Here is a 16,117-nt window from a genome sequence, read left to right as displayed (position 1 = left end):
TATCGCAAAATCTTTGCAGAACCTTGCAGTTTGGCTTGCAAATTTTTGCAAATCCTCTGATCTGAGCAGATTTCTGAGTGTCACACGCAAAGATTTGCAAATCTGCAAATTTATTGCTGCAAATGTTCTGGCGCTAACAGAATCAAACCGGACACCTAATCTGGTGCCCGGTCATGTATACGTAATGATATAGGCGCTGGGCTTATCCGTAGTGCGCGACTGGCGTACCTGCGATGGCCGCCATGTTCAGCAGTCCCCTGGCCGTAATCGAGGGCGTTACGATATGCGCCTTGTTTCCCATTCCCATGAGGATTGGACCTACCTCAAGCCCGTCCGCTTTCATCTTCAGGATATTGCGCACACCGCTTGCCGCATCCGCATGGGCGAAGATCAGGACATTTGCAGAGCCTTCCAAACGCGAGTTCGGGAAGATACGTGCACGCAATTCAGGATCCAAAGCCAGATCAAGGTTCATCTCGCCTTCATAGCTGAAGTCGCGTGGCTCGGAATCGAGAATCTCAAGCGCAGCCCGCAGCCGCTTGCCTGATCCCTCGGCCTGATTGCCGAATTGCGATTGCGAACAAAATGCGATCTTGGGTTCCAACCCGAACCGCCGCACGTGACGAGCAGCTCCAATGGTGGATTCGGCAAGTTCTTCTGGTGTCGGCAATTGTCTTACATGCGTGTCTGCAATGAACAGAGGGCCATCTTCCAGAATCATCAGCGAAAGCGCGCCATGCGGGCGCAAATCGCCATCATCCAGAACCTGTTCGACATAGTTAAGATGCCAGCGATACTCACCAAAAGTGCCACAGATCATGCTGTCCGCCTCGCCGCGATGCACCATGATTGCTGCAATGGCGGTGTTGTTGGTGCGCATGATGGCCTTGGCCAGATCCGGAGTGACCCCCCGACGCTGCATTATTTGATGGTACGAATTCCAATAATCGTAGTAACGGGGATCGTCCTGAGGGTTCACGATTTGAAAATCCTGCCCCGGTCGTACTGTCAGGCCTAGCCTTTCGCACCGTGCGCTGATCACGTCCGGTCGCCCGATCAGGATCGGGGTTTCCGTGGTTTCTTCCAATATCGCTTGCGCAGCCCTTAAAACACGTTCGTCTTCGCCTTCTGCGAAGACAATTCTACGCGATGCAACGGCTGCGGCTTCGAACACTGGCCGCATCAGCAGCGCAGATTTGAACACGGTCTGGTTCAGGCGTTCTTTATAGGCTTCGAGGTCATCAATGGGTCGTTTTGCGACCCCGCTCTTCATAGCCGCCTGTGCTACCGATGAGGAAACGACCCCCACGAGGCGCGGGTCGAAGGGTTTTGGGATCAGGTAATCTGGCCCAAATGTCAGTTGCTCACCCTTGTAGGCCGCTGCGGCTTCGGCACTGGTCGTCGCGCGCGCCATGTCGGCGATGCCGTCGACGCATGCGATCTGCATCTCGTCATTGATTTCAGTCGCGCCGACGTCCAGAGCACCCCGGAAGATGAATGGGAAGCACAAGACGTTGTTCACCTGGTTGGGGAAATCGCTGCGACCGGTCGCGATGATCGCGTCGGGGGCAACCTCGCGCGCCGCCTGCGGCAGGATTTCAGGGGTCGGGTTGGCCAGCGCAAAGATGATCGGAGCCTTGGCCATCTTCTCGACCATCTCGGGCTTAAGGACATTTGGCCCGCTCAGCCCCAAAAACAGATCGGCATCCCCGATCACATCATCCAGAGTGCGTAGATCGGTTTTCTGTGCAAATTGGTCTTTGTGCGGATTCATATCTTCGGCGCGGCCTTCATAGACCAGCCCGTGAATGTCGCACAGCCAGATATTCTCGCGTTTGACGCCGAGCTTAACCAACATGCTGAGGCAGGCGATACCGGCAGCGCCACCGCCGGTCGAAACAACTTTGATATCCTCGAAACTTTTCCGCGCCACATGCAGTGCGTTCTTGGCTGCGGCACCAACGACGATGGCGGTGCCGTGCTGATCGTCGTGAAAAACCGGGATGTTCATTCGTTCACGGCACAGTTTTTCGACAATAAAACAATCAGGTGCCTTGATGTCTTCAAGGTTAATCGCGCCAAAGGTGGGTTCTAAGGCGCAGACGATATCCGCCAACTTTTCGGGGTCGGGCTGATCTACTTCGATATCAAAGCAATCGATGCCTGCGAACTTTTTGAACAGGACAGCCTTGCCCTCCATCACCGGCTTCGAGGCCAACGCACCGATATTGCCAAGACCCAGGACTGCCGTGCCGTTTGAGACAACCGCAACAAGGTTGCCGCGTGCTGTGTATTTCTCGGCATTGGCGGCGTTGTCTTTGATCTCAAGGCTGGCTTCGGCGACGCCCGGCGAGTAAGCCCGCGCAAGGTCACGACCATTTGCCATCGGTTTGATGGCCTTGATTTCAAGCTTTCCGGGCTTTGGATAGGCATGATAGTCAAGCGCGGCCTGTCTCAGGTTCGGTGTGTCAGACATCGGCAATTCTACTCCGTTCCAGAATTTGTTTGATGGTTAAACCATTTCGCAGCGCTTGGCTATGTCGCCTCGGTATGCGGTCGAATTCAGACCTCGCGGATATGTTAACGAGATGCCGGTTGAGATTTGCTGCATCGTTTTTATGTACGGCCAATTCTAGGAAACTTGACCTAAACCGGAAGCGGCGAACCTCATCATGAGCAATGAAGACAAAACTTCTGCAGATGTGCATATTGCGAACCCTTCAATCCGGTTTGGTGCCAATCAGGTTGTCATCTTTGCTACGCTTGTTTCGGCGGTTTCATTTCTTTGTGTGGTTATGATTTGGCCCCAAGCGGCAGCAGCTTTCAACCAGGAAGGTGGGTTGATTGAGACGACATCAGCCACTGCGTTACTGGTTTCCGGGCTGGTCGCGTTAGTGCGTTACCGAGGTATCTCGCGACTGTACATTGCGCTAGTCTGCCTGCTGTTGGCCGAGCGCGAATTGGAAGCGGAGGTATACACAGAAGGCAGCGCGCCGTTCGTGGTGCTAAGCTGGATCGATTTAGTGCTTGATGTGACCGCAGTAAGGATCGTTTTGGCTGCGATCGTCATTGGTGGTTTGCTTTGGCATGGGGTTCCGAACGGAATTAGGGCACTTAAGATGCGCGCGCCCTTTTTGATGGTTTTCGTCTTGGCCGGAGGTGTTGCAGTGCTGGCTCAGCTTCTTGAAGAAATCAGCGGATTGTTCGGCGGATACATTACGGTGGCGATGGTTACACGCCTGTTTGTGATGGAAGAAACGCTGGAGATGTACTTTTCGATTGGCATTTTGGCTGCTGTTCTGATCGGATGGCCAAAATCCAAATCCGAAGAGAAACAGAATGACCAGCAATACCGGCGACTCCCTCACGCGCGCTGAAATCCGCCTGCCAACACAGGAACTGCGCAACGATATCCCGTTCTATACCAAGGTGTTGGGGATGCGGATGGATATGATCTATCCGGCAGATGACCCTCGGGTTGCTGTGTTCTCCGGCCACGGTCTGCGTCTGCGGGTCGAGAAAGACGCACCCGAAGCGGCGGGAACGCTGCGCATCCTGACACACGATCCAGATGGTTTTGCCGAGGGGCAACGCAGCCTTGTTGCGCCGAACGGCACCCGGATCGAGATTGATGAGTTGAACCCGCCGCTGGTCATGCCGGACACGGTCCACTCATTTGTTGTCCGCAGGCTCAAGGATCAGGCGCCGTGGATCATAGGGCGGGCAGGGATGCACTATCGCGATCTCGTGCCGGATCGGCTGGGCGGGTCGATCATCGCCAGCCATATCCGCATTCCCGATGGCGGCCCTGTGCCGGATATGGTGCATTTTCACAAAGTCGGGTTTCAGCTGATCTTCTGCATCCACGGCTGGGTCGATGTGGTCTACGAAGATCAGGGCGAAAAGATGCGCCTGACGGCGGGCGATTGCTTTATCCAGCCGCCCGAAATCCGCCACCGTGTGCTTGAAGCCTCGGACAACGTGCAAGTGATCGAGATTGGTGTCCCGGCTGAGCATGTCACTGAAATTGATCATGAGATGGAACTGCCCACCCCGCATTTCCGTCCGGATCGGGAATGGGATGGGCAGCGGTTCGTTTACAATCAGGCCAATGATGCCGACTGGGTGCCATTCCGTTTGCCCGGTTACATCTGCCGTGACACGACGATTGCCGAGAATACCAAAGGCGTGGCAGGCGTTCAGGTCGTGCGCCGGGGCGAGGGTAACCCTCAATGGGCCAGCCACGACACCGACATACACTTTACCTTCGTGATAACCGGCAAGGTGACACTTGAGGGTGAAGGGCGCGAGCCCTATCCGTTGGAACAGGGCGATGCCTTCGTCATCCCGCCGGGAATGCGAACGCGGCTGTCGGAGCCCTCGCAGGATGTGGAACTGCTTGAGGTGACTTTGCCGGGGACCTTCAACACGACGTTGGGTTAGGGCCATGAAGAAGTGGAAAATGGCGTCAAGGGGGCTTCAATTCCCCCGTCGCTTTCCAGTAGGGTATGATATTCTGACCAGATGATCAAAAATTGGGATTCGCCATGTCTTTGAAAGATGCAGCTTTGGCCGTTCGGGAAAATGCCCACGCGCCTTATTCGAATTTCAAGGTCGGGGCGGCGATCCGGTCCAGTTCAGGTGTGATCTATTTTGGCTGCAATGTCGAAAATATTGCTTACCCCGAAGGTACGTGCGCCGAGGCCGGGGCAATCGCGGCAATGGTCGCCGCTGGTGAAAAAGAACTGACCGAGGTCTACGTGGTCGCCAGCAGCCCGCAGCCGGTGCCCCCATGTGGTGGATGCCGTCAGAAACTGGCCGAATTCGGCAATGGGGATGTGGTCGTTACAATGGCGACGGTTGATGGTCTGGAAACCAAAACCACGATTGCCGATCTATTGCCCGGTGCGTTCGACGCGTCGCATATGGAGGATGTCTGACTTCATGGATGCGCGCTCGATCATCGCCAAACTTCGCCGTCAGGAGGTGCCATCTGGTGACGAACTAATGTGGTTCGCGCAAGGCCTGGCCGATGGTGGCGTCAGTGACGCGCAGGCCGGGGCCTTTGCGATGGCTGTCTGTATGGGCGGTCTGGGGGCCAATGGGCGGGCTGATCTGACTGTTGCCATGCGCGACAGCGGCGAGGTGCTGACGTGGGATTTGGACGGGCCGGTGGTCGATAAGCATTCGACCGGTGGGATCGGCGATTGCGTCAGCCTGCTGCTTGCCCCGGCTTTGGCGGAATGCGGGGCGTATGTGCCGATGATCTCGGGGCGTGGTCTGGGCCATACCGGGGGCACTCTGGACAAGCTCGAGGCCATACCGGGAGTGACCACTCAGATCGGTCAGGCGCGACTGACGCAAGTGCTGAAAGACACAGGGGCAGCCATCGTGGGGGCAACGGGCCAGATCGCCCCTGCGGACAAGCGGCTGTATGCGGTGCGCGATGTGACGGCGACGGTGGAGAGCCTTGACCTGATTACGGCATCAATACTGTCCAAGAAGCTGGCGGCGAGCCCGGATGCGTTGGTTCTGGACGTTAAGGTGGGCAGCGGCGCGTTCATGAAGACGCTGGATGAGGCACGCAATTTGGCACAGGCCTTGACCGAAACGGCTAATGCCGCTGGTTGCCGTACATCCGCAGTGATCACCGACATGAGTCAGCCCCTTGCGTCCGCGCTGGGCAATGCGCTGGAAGTGGCCGAGGTGATGAAAGCTTTGACCAGCGGGCAGGGATCACCTTTGGCGGAAATCTCGGCCGAGTTGGGGGGCGTTCTCATGGCGGATGCAGGTATGTGCGCTTCGGCAGAGGAAGGGAGCGCCAGAATAACCCAAGTGATCCGCGACGGCCGTGCAGCCGAACGGTTCGGACGCATGATGGCTGCCGTGGGTGGACCGGTGCATTTCGTTGACACATGGGATCGGTTTTTGCCGGAGGCCAATGTGATCCGGGAAGTTCACGCTCCGCATGGCGGATATATCTCGTCTATTGATGGCGAGGCGCTGGGCCTCGCAGTCGTGGCCCTAGGCGGTGGGCGCCAGATCGAGAGCGATGAGATTGATCCGGCGGTTGGCCTGTCGGGCATTCTGAGGGTCGGAGATAAGGTGACCAAAGGCGCTCCGTTGGCGGTTGTTCATGCGGGGCGCGAAGATGCAGCGCAACGGGCTGCCGCGGTGGTGCTAGATGCCATCGCGCTGAGTGACGAACCGGTAGCACAGCCGCCTCAAATCCATGAAAGGATCAGCGCATGAGCCGCGCTTTCCTTGTGGTAATGGACTCGGTTGGTATCGGCGGCGCGCCGGATGCCGATCAGTTTTACAACGGCACCAAACCCGATACAGGCGCGAATACATTGGCCCACATAGCACAAGCTTGTGCCGAGGGGCGTGCGGAAGAAGGGCGGAGCGGACCGTTGCAACTGCCCAACCTGGATGCCATGGGGCTTGGGGCGGCGACCCGTCTGGCCTCGGGCGCACCGACGCCGGGCCTTGAGGCCGCGCCGACGGGCTTGTGGGGTTGCGCACGTGAATATTCTCCGGGAAAGGATACGCCATCAGGGCATTGGGAACTGGCGGGTTTACCTGTGCCATGGGACTGGCGTTATTTCCCGGATCGCCAGCCAGCGTTTCCCGAAACGCTAAGCAAGGCTGCCGCCGAGGTAGCGGGGACCGACGGAATATTAGGCGACTGCCATGCCTCGGGGACGACGATCATCTCAGAACTGGGGGCCGAGCATATACGTACCGGCTGGCCGATCTGCTACACGTCTGCCGATAGCGTATTCCAGATTGCCGCGCATGAAGACAGCTTTGGGCTCGACCGACTGCTGGATATGTGCCGCTCACTGGCGCCTCGATTGCACGAGATGAAAGTGGGCCGCGTTATCGCCCGACCGTTTGTCGGAACGCCCGAAAAGGGGTTCACCCGGACAACCAACCGCAAGGATTTTGCCATCGTTCCGCCAGAACCCGTTCTGACGAATTGGGCACAGGATGCCGGTCGCCGTGTGCATGCGGTGGGCAAGATTGGCGATATATTCTCAATGCAGGGGATCGACACGCTGCGAAAGGGTTCGGACGCAGAGTTGATGCGTCACCTGTCGGACCTCGTTGATGAGGCGGAAGAGGGCAGCCTGACCTTTGCAAACTTTGTCGAGTTCGACAGTCTGTATGGCCATCGGCGCGATATCAGCGGCTATGCCCGTGCGCTGGAATGGTTCGATCGTGAAATTGGCGCGATCCTACAAAAACTGCGCCCCGGTGATCTGATGCTATTGACCGCAGACCACGGCAACGACCCCAGTTGGAGCGGCACTGACCACACCCGTGAACAAGTGCCCGTGCTGATCGCAGGGCAGGGCACGGGCGAGATCGGTCCCGTGAACTTTGCCGATATCGCCGCCAGTATCGCGCACCACCTGAACATACCGGCGCAAGGGCCGGGAAGGACTTTTATATGACAGTCGCTGACCTGCCTAAGATCGAATTACATTTGCACCATGAAGGCGCCGCTCCGCCTAGCTTCATACGCCAACTGGCCCATGAGAAACGAGTGGACCTGAGCGGGATATTCAAACCCGACGGCTCTTATGATTTCCGCGACTTTGCCCATTTCCTTAGCGTTTATGAGGCTGCGTGCGAGGTGCTGAAAACGCCCGAAGATTTCCGCCGCCTGACACTGGCCATTCTGGAAGAGAGCGCCGCGAATGGTGTGGTGTATTCCGAAACATTCCTTAGCCCGGATTTCTGCGGCGGTGGCGATTTGCATGCATGGAAGGATTACCTGACTGCGATTCAGGACGCCGCAGACGAGGCCGAGCGCAAATTCGGGATCACCCTGCGTGGTGTCATCACTTGCGTGCGCCATTTTGGACCCGAGCAAGCCAAGGCCAGCGCCCATTGTGCGGCTGAAACTGCAGGTGACTGGATTACCGGATTTGGTATGGGCGGCAACGAATCCGTCGGAATGCAGGGCGATTTCAAATGGGCCTTTGATTGCGCGCGCGAGGCTGGGTTGCGATTGACGACCCATGCCGGTGAATTTGGCGGTCCTGAGAGTGTTCGGGATGCCGTCCGTGATCTGGGGGTCGAGCGCGTAGGCCATGGCGTCCGCGCCATCGAAGACCCGGATCTTGTTTACGAGTTAGTTGACCGGGGCATAACGCTTGAGGTCTGCCCGGGTTCAAACGTGGTACTGGGCCTATTTCCTGATTTTGCCGCCCATCCCATCGCGAAATTGCGTGATGCAGGCGTCAACGTCACGGTATCCACTGACGATCCGCCGTTTTTTCATACCACGATGCGGCGCGAATATGAGATGCTGAATGCAGCGTTCGGCTGGCAAGCCGAAGATTTTGCTGCCTTGAATGAAACAGCCCTGAACGCGGCCTTTTGCGATGAAGAGACCCGCGCGCGGGTCAAGAAAAGACTGGAGACATCATGAGCGATCACCTGACCGTCGTCGACCACCCATTGGTGCAGCACAAATTGACGCTCATGCGGGACAAAGGCACCTCAACCGCTGTGTTCCGGCAGTTGCTGCGCGAGATCACGCTTTTGCTGGCTTATGAGGTCACCCGCGAGATGCCGCTGACCACCCGCCATATCGAAACCCCGATGGAAGAAATGGACGCACCCATTCTGGCGGGCAAGAAATTGGCGCTGGTATCGATCCTGCGGGCCGGAAACGGGATGTTGGACGGCGTGCTGGAGCTGATCCCCTCTGCCCGAGTGGGGTTCGTGGGGCTTTATCGGGATGAAGAGACGCTGAAGCCAGTCCAATACTATTTCAAAGCTCCCGAGGGTTTGACGGACCGTTTGGTCATTGCTGTTGATCCGATGCTGGCAACCGGCAACAGCTCGGCTGCGGCCATTGATTTGCTGAAAGAGCAGGGGGCAAAAGATATCCGCTTTCTGTGCCTGCTGGCTGCCCCCGAGGGCGTCGCGCGCATGAAAGAGGCGCACCCGGATGTCAAAATCGTCACGGCCGCGCTGGATCGTGAACTGAACTCAAAGGGTTACATTATGCCTGGACTAGGTGACGCCGGGGATCGGATGTTCGGGACCAAATAGGTGCTATTGCCCGCAGATATTCTGTAGCCGGACCCAATCGCGGTCGGGCAGTACCTGTTCCAAAGTACGACCCGCCATCGGATCGGCTTCTATCAATCCAAGAACGGACTCGCCTGTGATATCAAGCGCATAGGCGTATGGGGTCGAGGGCAGTGCGGTCTGTGCAAAAACCGCGAGCAGCACGTCATCGCTTAGCTGCGGCTGTGGACCGGATAGAACCTGCTCGGTGTAGGTGTCCACGATCTCGGGCGTCAATTCGCCGGTGGTCAGCAACCGAAATGCGGCACTCGGGCCAGTACGGTCCAACAGATCGTCCAGCGGTTCCTGCTGAGTTGCCCGCGCGCGCGCGGCTATGATGTATCCGGCGGCAACGGCTGGGTCTTCGTGATCTTCGACCAGTGCCCGGTTTAGCAGTACGGTTCCACCCGGCAGGCTCAGGCTGTCAGGCAGACCTGCTGGTAGGATCACGATTTGGCGGACACCGGTGCGGCGCGCCAGCTGATCCAGCGACGCTTGCGCATCAGGCGAAGAGCAAGCCTTGCCTGATACCCTTTCGATCCGCTGCAGGATTGCATCGCCGATTTCTTGTTGCTTGACCTCTGGCACTACCGAAACAACATGGCGCTGCAATGCACTGGGTAGCCAGAACAAAAGCACCGCCAAAACCGCCAGCACAACCCCTGCAACGCTGAGCCAACGCAGCCGTCCGGGATGTGGTCTGGCACGGTCGATGGCGCGCTGCAGCCGGTCAATTGCTTCGATCATTGTGGTTTCAGATTCTGCAAGTTCCAGTGTTTCGCCGGGATCGCCGTCGGGATTGAATATTGCAGGGTAGGTTCCGGGGTTTTGTCGCTCTAGCGCCGCCAGCGACCAATGGGTCAGCGCGCTGTCATTGAAGTCAGAAATCGTCAGAGTGGCTTCACCAATCGATACGACTACTTCGCGCCGTTGCTCATCGGGCGAGGGACGCCACAGACCGGTGGCTTCGATCCGCTGGTACTGTTTGAGTGCGGTCATCGGGTAATGCTGCTCGAATATTATTTTGCGCCAAGCTTAGCATGGCGAAAACCAGCGGCGCAAACCTGTTGCGCAGTGTTTGTGAAATGTGCTGAGTGTGCCGGGTAAGTTTCGGCCAGAACGGGCTGATTAAGGGCAGAGGCGCGGATGCAGTCACAACAACAAACCCATTCAATCATGGCGTCGTTGCTGATGGTTGCGGCCATGTCCATTATCGGCGTGATCGACAATTTCGTGATCCGCGTGGCCGAGAGCGTGGGGCTATGGCAGTTTCACCTAAGTCGCGCCTTACTGATGCTGCCGCTGATCGCGGTGTTGTCGATATTGGGTATGGGCACCTTGAGGCCCCGGCGGATTGGTGTCGTCGCGGTGCGCAGCGTGTTGATCACGCTGGCAATGCTTTTCTATTTCAGCGCGCTGGCATTGATGCCCATCGCTCAGGCGCTTGCCGGGTTATTCACATCGCCGATATTCGTGCTGTTGATTTCGGCCCTTTTGTTGAAGCAGCGCATAGGTCCCTGGCGGATCGTGGCTGTTTTATTGGGGTTTTCGGGAATTCTGTGCGTATTGCAGCCGGACCCGACATCATTTGACGTAAAGACGCTACTGCCAGTCGCTGGTGGCTTCTTTTACGCACTCAGCGCTGTTGTAACGCGTACCCACTGTTCGGACGAAAGCACTGTTGCGCTGCTTGCGGCGATGGTTGTCACGCTGGGGCTTGCAGGGGCAGTCGGACTGATCTGGCTTGCCCTGTATCCGGTTGGCGTGCCAGTCGGGCCGGATGGCTTCGCGATGCGCGGTTGGGTTTGGCCGATGCAAGACGCGTTGCCTTGGGTAGTGGTTCAGGCCGTGGGCTCAACAATTGCCGTTTTTATGCTGATCAAAGCCTATCAACTGGGTGAGCCATCATATGTCGCAGTCTTTGAATACTCGGTCATGATATTTGGCCCGCTCTTTGCCTGGGTGGCGTTTGGGCAGTCCGTCGGGCAGATGCAAATTATCGGTATTGGCATGATCGCCTCTGCCGGAGTGCTGCTTGGGTGGCGGGAGCGGCGGATATCCTCGCTACAGCAGGCGGCGCAGTAAGAACGGAATAGAATCGGCTTGTATCCGTCATAGTATCGTTTCGATTTGCAGATCAAAGCCCGTTCGGAATACTGATTTGTTTATTCAAAACCAGTAAATTGCGGCGAAACTGACCTAATTTGGCCTCAAATGTGGCAAAACTAAGTCCAATTGAGGCACAACTCTAAGACCTTCTGAGTTGTTTGAAGGTGCCAACAGGGGGACGGCACGTGTTAGAGTTAGTGAGTGTTTCGGGGTATTCGAAACGTGAAGTTAAAGGCCGACAGGCCTTTGTGGGACAGGCCGCATCAGCGCGTCGTGGGGGATTGCTGCACGGAACCAAAGTGTCCACAACAGGGGGCTGGAAACGGGTCGAAAGACTGGTTGCAGGTGATCTGGTGCGGACACGGGACCATGGGTTCAAAGAACTGAGGCGCGTTTGCGTCGACCGCATTGTTGTGGCTGGAGACGAGCGTCGGCCCGAGCATCTGCCGATCCTTGTGCCATCCCGAGCAGCTTATAATGGGCGCCCAGTCTGGCTGATGCCGGAACAGGGTATGGCATTGGATCAAGGCAAGCTTGGTGTTGGAATCGAGGGGGTCTCGATCATTCCAGCTCGAATGCTCAGCGGGGTGGGGCGTCTTGAATCCAGCACGCCTGCGCAGTCATTCGATGTCACGTCATTATTCTTTGACGAGGATGAGCTGGTTTTTATCGAGGGCGGATTTCAGGCTTATTGCCCGTCCGGTCGCATGAATACCGGGTCAAGTCGAAACCCTGAGGCCTATGAAGTCGCGGATGCTGAACACGCCGATCTTCTGATCGAGGCCGTGACCGGCAAAGGGAACCTTTCGGCTTTGACCAACCCGTTGGCCGCGTTACCTGCACCCATTCCGCAAGAACCGATTTTCCCGATTCGGCCTGCGTTGGGCGTACGTCGACCCGGGCGACCGGGGCGGCCCAATATGCCTGCGCTGTTCTTGCGGCCTGAATGGCAGCTGCAATAGTACGTGTATAAGAATAAAGCAGGCGCATGGGTTCATGCGCCTGCTTTGTCTGTTCAGGCGGCCTGTGCTTCGGGGTTGAAGCGGCCATAGAAGCTCTGACCTTTTTCCGCCATCTCGCGCAGCAGCGGCGGGCAGGTAAAGCGCTCACCATAGGCTTCGGTAAGTTGATCGCAGCGTTCGGCGGCGTAGGGCGTACCAATGATGTCCAACCAGCTGAGCGGGCCACCGGACCACGGCGCAAAGCCCCAGCCAAGTATCGCACCCACGTCGCCCTCGCGGATATCTTCCAGAACACCTTCTTCCAGCGCACGGACGGCTTCCAGAACCTGCGCGAACATCAGACGTTCCTGCACTTCGATCAGGTCGGGCTGGTTTGCGGCATGTGGGTATTTGTCCTGCAGGCCCTTCCAATACTCGACGCGTTTGCCCTTGTCGTCATAGTCGAAGAATCCTGCATTGGCCTTGCGACCCAGACGACCTTGTTCTTCCATCCAAAAGATCAGATCATCGCCCGGATTTTCCGGGTAAGCGTTGCCCATAGCTGCCTTAGTAGCGCGGGCGATCTTGGCCCCCAGGTCAATCGAGGTTTCGTCGTTCAGCTGAATGGGTCCTACGGGGAAGCCCAACTGACGCGCCGCATTGTCGATCAGAACAGGGCTGACGCCTTCGGTGATCATCCGCAGACCTTCGTTGATGTACGGAATAATGCAGCGGTTGGCGTAGAAGAAGCGCGCGTCATTGACCACGATCGGTGTCTTGCGGATTTGGCGCACATAGTCCAGCGCCTTGGCGACAGCACGATCGCCGGTCTCCTTGCCTTTGATGATCTCGACCAAGAACATCTTCTCGACCGGTGAGAAGAAGTGGATGCCAATGAATTGCTCGGGCCGTACGCTGGCCCTGGCCAGATCTGTGATCGGTAGGGTCGAGGTGTTCGACGCAAAGATGCAATCCTTGGGGATGATCGCCTCGACCTTCTTGGTCATTTCAGCCTTGACGCCGGGGTCTTCGAACACGGCTTCGATGATCAGGTCGCAGCCTTTCAGGTGCTCCAGATCGGGCGTGGCGGTAATGCGGTCCAACAGGGCTTCTTTCTTCTCAGCCGTCGCTTTGCCGCGCTTGATCCCTTTATCCATGTAGCTTTCGCTATAGGCTTTGCCCTTGTCGGCAGCCGCCTGATCGCGGTCGATCAGAACGACCTCCATCCCGGCCTGTGCCGAGACTAGCGCGATACCAGCCCCCATCATGCCGGCACCCAGAACGCCGATCTTCTTGACCCGCTGATCGGGCACGTCCTTGGGCCGCACTGCGCCTTTCTCCAGCGCCTCCTTGTTCAGAAACAGCGACCGGATCATCGCTGACGAAGACGGGTTCATGAGCACGTTGGTGAACCAGCGCGCCTCAATCTTCAAGGCGGTGTCAAAGTCAACCAATGCGCCTTCGTAGATTGAACTCAACAGAGCCTTGGCCGCTGGGAAGGCACCTTGAGTCTTGCCGTTCACCATGGCGCTTGCGCCGACGAAGGTCATGAAACCTGCGGGGTGGTAGGGTGCGCCGCCGGGCATCTTGTAGCCCTTGGCATCCCACGGCTTTACCAGATCAGCTTCCTTGGCGTTCAGTACCCATTCCTTGGCCGCCGCAACCGGATCATCCGCCACCGCGTCGATCAGTTGTGCGCCTTTGGCCTTCTTCGGGTCCATCATCTTGCCTTCAAGCAAGACGGGTGCCGCTGCCATTGCGCCGACCATACGGCTGTAGCGCATGGTGCCGCCTCCACCGGGGAAGATACCCAACAGAATCTCAGGCAGGCCGATCTTGGATTTCGGATTGCTGGTCATCACACGGTGATGACAGGCCAATGCGATCTCGGTCCCGATCCCTGCGCAGGTGCCGTTGATGGCACAGGCGACCGGCTTGCCGCCTTTTTTGGACTTGGGGTCCATGCCTGCCAGTTCCAGCCGACGCAGGATGTTATGGCCACTCATGACGAAATCGAACAGTGCCTGCGCGGGTTCGTCGCCGGCCTCCTGTCGGATCGTGGCGAGCGTGCTCAAGTCCATGCCGCCTGCAAACGACCCTTCTTTTCCACTGGTGATAACGATGCCCTTGATCTCATCATCCGCCAGCGCCTGATCGATCAGATCACCGACCAGAGTGAAGGCCTCGCGCGACAGGACGTTCATGGATTTGCCGGGAACGTCCCAGGTGATGAAGGCGACGCCATCGGCGTCTTTGCTGAGGGTGAAATCAGTCATTGTCATCTCCAATTTGGTCAGCCGTCAGCGGGCTGCCATCCTTGCGAGTGAAAGAGAATCCGTTCTCATCATCTTTCACCATCATGTCTATATCGCTGTAATAGCCGGTCTCGGTCGGGGTCCGGGTGCCCACCACCAGAAAGGTTACGGGCGCGTCGGTTTTGTTCACAAGGTGATGGCCATTGGCCTCACCTGCAGGCCAAGCGGCACAGTCACCGGGCAGCATCTCATGCTCGCCATCATCATCGATCAGCATGCATTTGCCGCTGAGCATGATGGCAAACTCGTCCTGCTCCATGTGGTAATGGCGCAGCGAGGATAGCCCCGAGGGTTCCAAACGTACGATGTTGACCCCGTATTGGGTCAGCCCGCCTGCATCTCCGACGCGCTGGACAAAACGACCCGCGGTGGCCTCGGCTAACTTGCCGGGATAAGATGAACCGCCTTTGAACGGTATCTGAGAAAGATCCAGTTTGGGCATCAGACGCGCTCGATAATTGTTGCCGCACCCATACCGGATGCGATGCAGAGTGTGGCCAGACCGGTTTCCTTGTCCTGACGCTCCAGCTCGTCCAGCAGCGTGCCGATAATCATCGCGCCGGTTGCACCCAGCGGGTGACCCATCGCGATCGAGCCGCCGTTCACGTTCACCAGCGCCGGATCGACGTCGAACGCCTGCTGGAAGCGCAGCACGACCGAGGCGAAGGCTTCGTTCACTTCGAAAAGGTCAAGATCGCCGATTTTCATTCCGTTGTCGGCCAGAATTTTCTCAGTCACCGGAACCGGACCGGTCAGCATTATGGTCGGATCAGTGCCGATCTTGGCAGTTGCTTTGATGCGCGCGCGCGGCTTCAGGCCGTATTTCTCGCCGAACTCCTTATTGCCGATCAGCACAGCCGCCGCACCGTCGACGATGCCCGAGCTGTTGCCCGCGTGGTGGATGTGGTTGATCCGCTCAAGATGCGGGTATTTGATCATCGCAACCTTGTCGAAGCCCGGCATTTGTTCACCCATCATGGCAAAGGACGGGTTCAGCGCGCCGAGGCTCTGCATATCTGTTCCGGGGCGCATATATTCGTCGCGGTCCAGAATGGTCAGGCCGTTTTGATCTTTGATTGTGATGACCGATTTCTCGAACCGGTTGTCCTCCCACGCCGCTGCAGCGCGTTTCTGAGATTCAACGGCCAGCGCATCCGCGTCATCGCGGCTGAAACCATATTCGGTCGCGATAATATCTGCCGAGATACCCTGCGGCACAAAATAGGTTTCCATCGCCAAAGACGGGTCAACGGCAATCGCCGCACCGTCGCTACCCATGGCCACGCGGCCCATCATCTCGACACCGCCAGCGATATAGGCTTCTCCAGCGCCGCCTTTGACCTGGTTTGCAGCCAAGTTCACGGCTTCCATGCCCGAGGCGCAGAAACGGTTGATCGCCAGACCGGGGATCGATTCATCTAGATCCGAAGCCAGAACTGCCGAGCGCGCCAGACAGCCACCTTGCTCCATCACCTGCGTGACGTTGCCCCAGATCACATCCTCGACGGCGTGACCTTCCAGATTATTGCGCTCTTTCATTGCGTTCAGGGTCAGGGCGGACAGGCGCACCGAGGTTACCTCGTGCAGGCTGCCATCCTTGCGGCCCTTGCCGCGCGGCGTGCGCAGGGCATCATAGATATAAGCTTCGGTCATGGGGTCTTC

General features: G+C 57.6%; 14 protein-coding genes. 9 read left to right on the top strand and 5 right to left on the bottom strand.

Translation table 11 applies throughout. The features are described 5' to 3' along the window. Positions 1-202: 202 nt before the first annotated feature. Positions 203-2,476 (bottom strand): NADP-dependent malic enzyme, encoded by a 2,274-nt coding sequence (locus tag ACR0JG_RS00435; RefSeq protein ID WP_480567177.1) that lies wholly within the window; start codon positions 2,474-2,476, stop codon positions 203-205. Between the two features lie 196 nt (positions 2,477-2,672). Between ACR0JG_RS00435 and ACR0JG_RS00430 the strand changes: the two genes are divergently transcribed. From ACR0JG_RS00430 to upp, 7 genes are all read left to right on the top strand, one after another. Beyond that, complete coding sequence (locus ACR0JG_RS00430) at positions 2,673-3,377, top strand: hypothetical protein (RefSeq protein WP_480567176.1); 705 nt, start codon at positions 2,673-2,675, stop codon at positions 3,375-3,377. Continuing rightward, positions 3,340-4,443 (top strand): cupin domain-containing protein, encoded by a 1,104-nt coding sequence (locus ACR0JG_RS00425; RefSeq protein ID WP_480567175.1) that lies wholly within the window; start codon positions 3,340-3,342, stop codon positions 4,441-4,443. Before ACR0JG_RS00430 ends, ACR0JG_RS00425 begins: the two co-directional genes overlap by 38 nt. 104 nt (positions 4,444-4,547) lie before the next feature. Continuing rightward, entirely contained in the window at positions 4,548-4,940 is a 393-nt protein-coding gene (locus tag ACR0JG_RS00420; protein WP_170391936.1) for a cytidine deaminase, read from the top strand. 4 nt (positions 4,941-4,944) lie between these two features. Then, positions 4,945-6,252 (top strand): thymidine phosphorylase, encoded by a 1,308-nt coding sequence (locus ACR0JG_RS00415; RefSeq protein ID WP_480568979.1) that lies wholly within the window; start codon positions 4,945-4,947, stop codon positions 6,250-6,252. After that, positions 6,249-7,460: a phosphopentomutase gene (locus tag ACR0JG_RS00410; protein WP_480567174.1), complete on the top strand. Its 1,212-nt coding sequence runs from the start codon at positions 6,249-6,251 to the stop codon at positions 7,458-7,460. The genes ACR0JG_RS00415 and ACR0JG_RS00410 overlap by 4 nt, the downstream gene beginning before the upstream one ends. After that, the gene (locus ACR0JG_RS00405; protein WP_480567173.1) at positions 7,457-8,443 is read left to right on the top strand and encodes an adenosine deaminase; all 987 of its coding nucleotides are present in this window, start codon (positions 7,457-7,459) and stop codon (positions 8,441-8,443) included. The genes ACR0JG_RS00410 and ACR0JG_RS00405 overlap by 4 nt, the downstream gene beginning before the upstream one ends. Next, positions 8,440-9,072: a uracil phosphoribosyltransferase gene (gene upp / locus ACR0JG_RS00400; protein WP_170391930.1), complete on the top strand. Its 633-nt coding sequence runs from the start codon at positions 8,440-8,442 to the stop codon at positions 9,070-9,072. Before ACR0JG_RS00405 ends, upp begins: the two co-directional genes overlap by 4 nt. 3 nt (positions 9,073-9,075) lie before the next feature. Here upp and ACR0JG_RS00395 read toward each other — a convergent pair whose 3' ends face one another. Next, positions 9,076-10,089, bottom strand: a complete 1,014-nt coding sequence (locus tag ACR0JG_RS00395) for a hypothetical protein (protein ID WP_170420887.1) — start codon at positions 10,087-10,089, stop codon at positions 9,076-9,078. 147 nt (positions 10,090-10,236) lie between these two features. On the opposite strand from ACR0JG_RS00395, the gene ACR0JG_RS00390 reads away from it, so the two are divergent. Continuing rightward, a complete protein-coding gene (locus ACR0JG_RS00390; RefSeq protein WP_170391926.1) occupies positions 10,237-11,175 on the top strand; it encodes a DMT family transporter in 939 nt (312 codons plus the stop codon). A gap of 209 nt (positions 11,176-11,384) precedes the next feature. After that, positions 11,385-12,161, top strand: coding sequence for a Hint domain-containing protein (locus tag ACR0JG_RS00385; RefSeq protein WP_480439192.1), 777 nt, complete (start codon positions 11,385-11,387; stop codon positions 12,159-12,161). A 53-nt stretch (positions 12,162-12,214) separates the two neighbouring features. On the opposite strand, the gene ACR0JG_RS00380 is transcribed toward ACR0JG_RS00385, so the two are convergent. Genes ACR0JG_RS00380 through ACR0JG_RS00370 form a run of 3 tightly spaced genes read right to left on the bottom strand, consistent with a single transcriptional unit; the run spans position 12,215 to position 16,108 of the window. Then, entirely contained in the window at positions 12,215-14,416 is a 2,202-nt protein-coding gene (locus tag ACR0JG_RS00380; protein ID WP_480562359.1) for a 3-hydroxyacyl-CoA dehydrogenase NAD-binding domain-containing protein, read from the bottom strand. Continuing rightward, positions 14,409-14,897 carry a cupin domain-containing protein gene (locus ACR0JG_RS00375; protein WP_480567172.1) on the bottom strand — a complete coding sequence of 163 codons (489 nt, stop codon included), beginning with the start codon at positions 14,895-14,897 and terminating at the stop codon, positions 14,409-14,411. Before ACR0JG_RS00375 ends, ACR0JG_RS00380 begins: the two co-directional genes overlap by 8 nt. Continuing rightward, a complete protein-coding gene (locus tag ACR0JG_RS00370) occupies positions 14,897-16,108 on the bottom strand; it encodes an acetyl-CoA C-acetyltransferase (protein ID WP_170420896.1) in 1,212 nt (403 codons plus the stop codon). The genes ACR0JG_RS00375 and ACR0JG_RS00370 overlap by 1 nt, the downstream gene beginning before the upstream one ends. Between the last annotated feature and the right edge of the window lie 9 nt (positions 16,109-16,117).

It is taken from the genome of Ruegeria sp. AD5 (assembly GCF_056542345.1).
The sequence above is the reverse complement of the archived record's forward strand: the minus strand, read 5'-3'. Positions and strand labels throughout refer to the sequence as shown.

Coding starts and splice junctions, on each gene's coding strand:
- ACR0JG_RS00435 (WP_480567177.1), bottom strand. CDS start 2,476: ATGTCTGACACACCGAACCTGAGACAGGCCGCGCTTGACTATCATGCC.
- ACR0JG_RS00430 (WP_480567176.1), top strand. CDS start 2,673: ATGAGCAATGAAGACAAAACTTCTGCAGATGTGCATATTGCGAACCCT.
- ACR0JG_RS00425 (WP_480567175.1), top strand. CDS start 3,340: ATGACCAGCAATACCGGCGACTCCCTCACGCGCGCTGAAATCCGCCTG.
- ACR0JG_RS00420 (WP_170391936.1), top strand. CDS start 4,548: ATGTCTTTGAAAGATGCAGCTTTGGCCGTTCGGGAAAATGCCCACGCG.
- ACR0JG_RS00415 (WP_480568979.1), top strand. CDS start 4,945: ATGGATGCGCGCTCGATCATCGCCAAACTTCGCCGTCAGGAGGTGCCA.
- ACR0JG_RS00410 (WP_480567174.1), top strand. CDS start 6,249: ATGAGCCGCGCTTTCCTTGTGGTAATGGACTCGGTTGGTATCGGCGGC.
- ACR0JG_RS00405 (WP_480567173.1), top strand. CDS start 7,457: ATGACAGTCGCTGACCTGCCTAAGATCGAATTACATTTGCACCATGAA.
- upp (WP_170391930.1), top strand. CDS start 8,440: ATGAGCGATCACCTGACCGTCGTCGACCACCCATTGGTGCAGCACAAA.
- ACR0JG_RS00395 (WP_170420887.1), bottom strand. CDS start 10,089: ATGACCGCACTCAAACAGTACCAGCGGATCGAAGCCACCGGTCTGTGG.
- ACR0JG_RS00390 (WP_170391926.1), top strand. CDS start 10,237: ATGCAGTCACAACAACAAACCCATTCAATCATGGCGTCGTTGCTGATG.
- ACR0JG_RS00380 (WP_480562359.1), bottom strand. CDS start 14,416: ATGACTGATTTCACCCTCAGCAAAGACGCCGATGGCGTCGCCTTCATC.
- ACR0JG_RS00375 (WP_480567172.1), bottom strand. CDS start 14,897: ATGCCCAAACTGGATCTTTCTCAGATACCGTTCAAAGGCGGTTCATCT.
- ACR0JG_RS00370 (WP_170420896.1), bottom strand. CDS start 16,108: ATGACCGAAGCTTATATCTATGATGCCCTGCGCACGCCGCGCGGCAAG.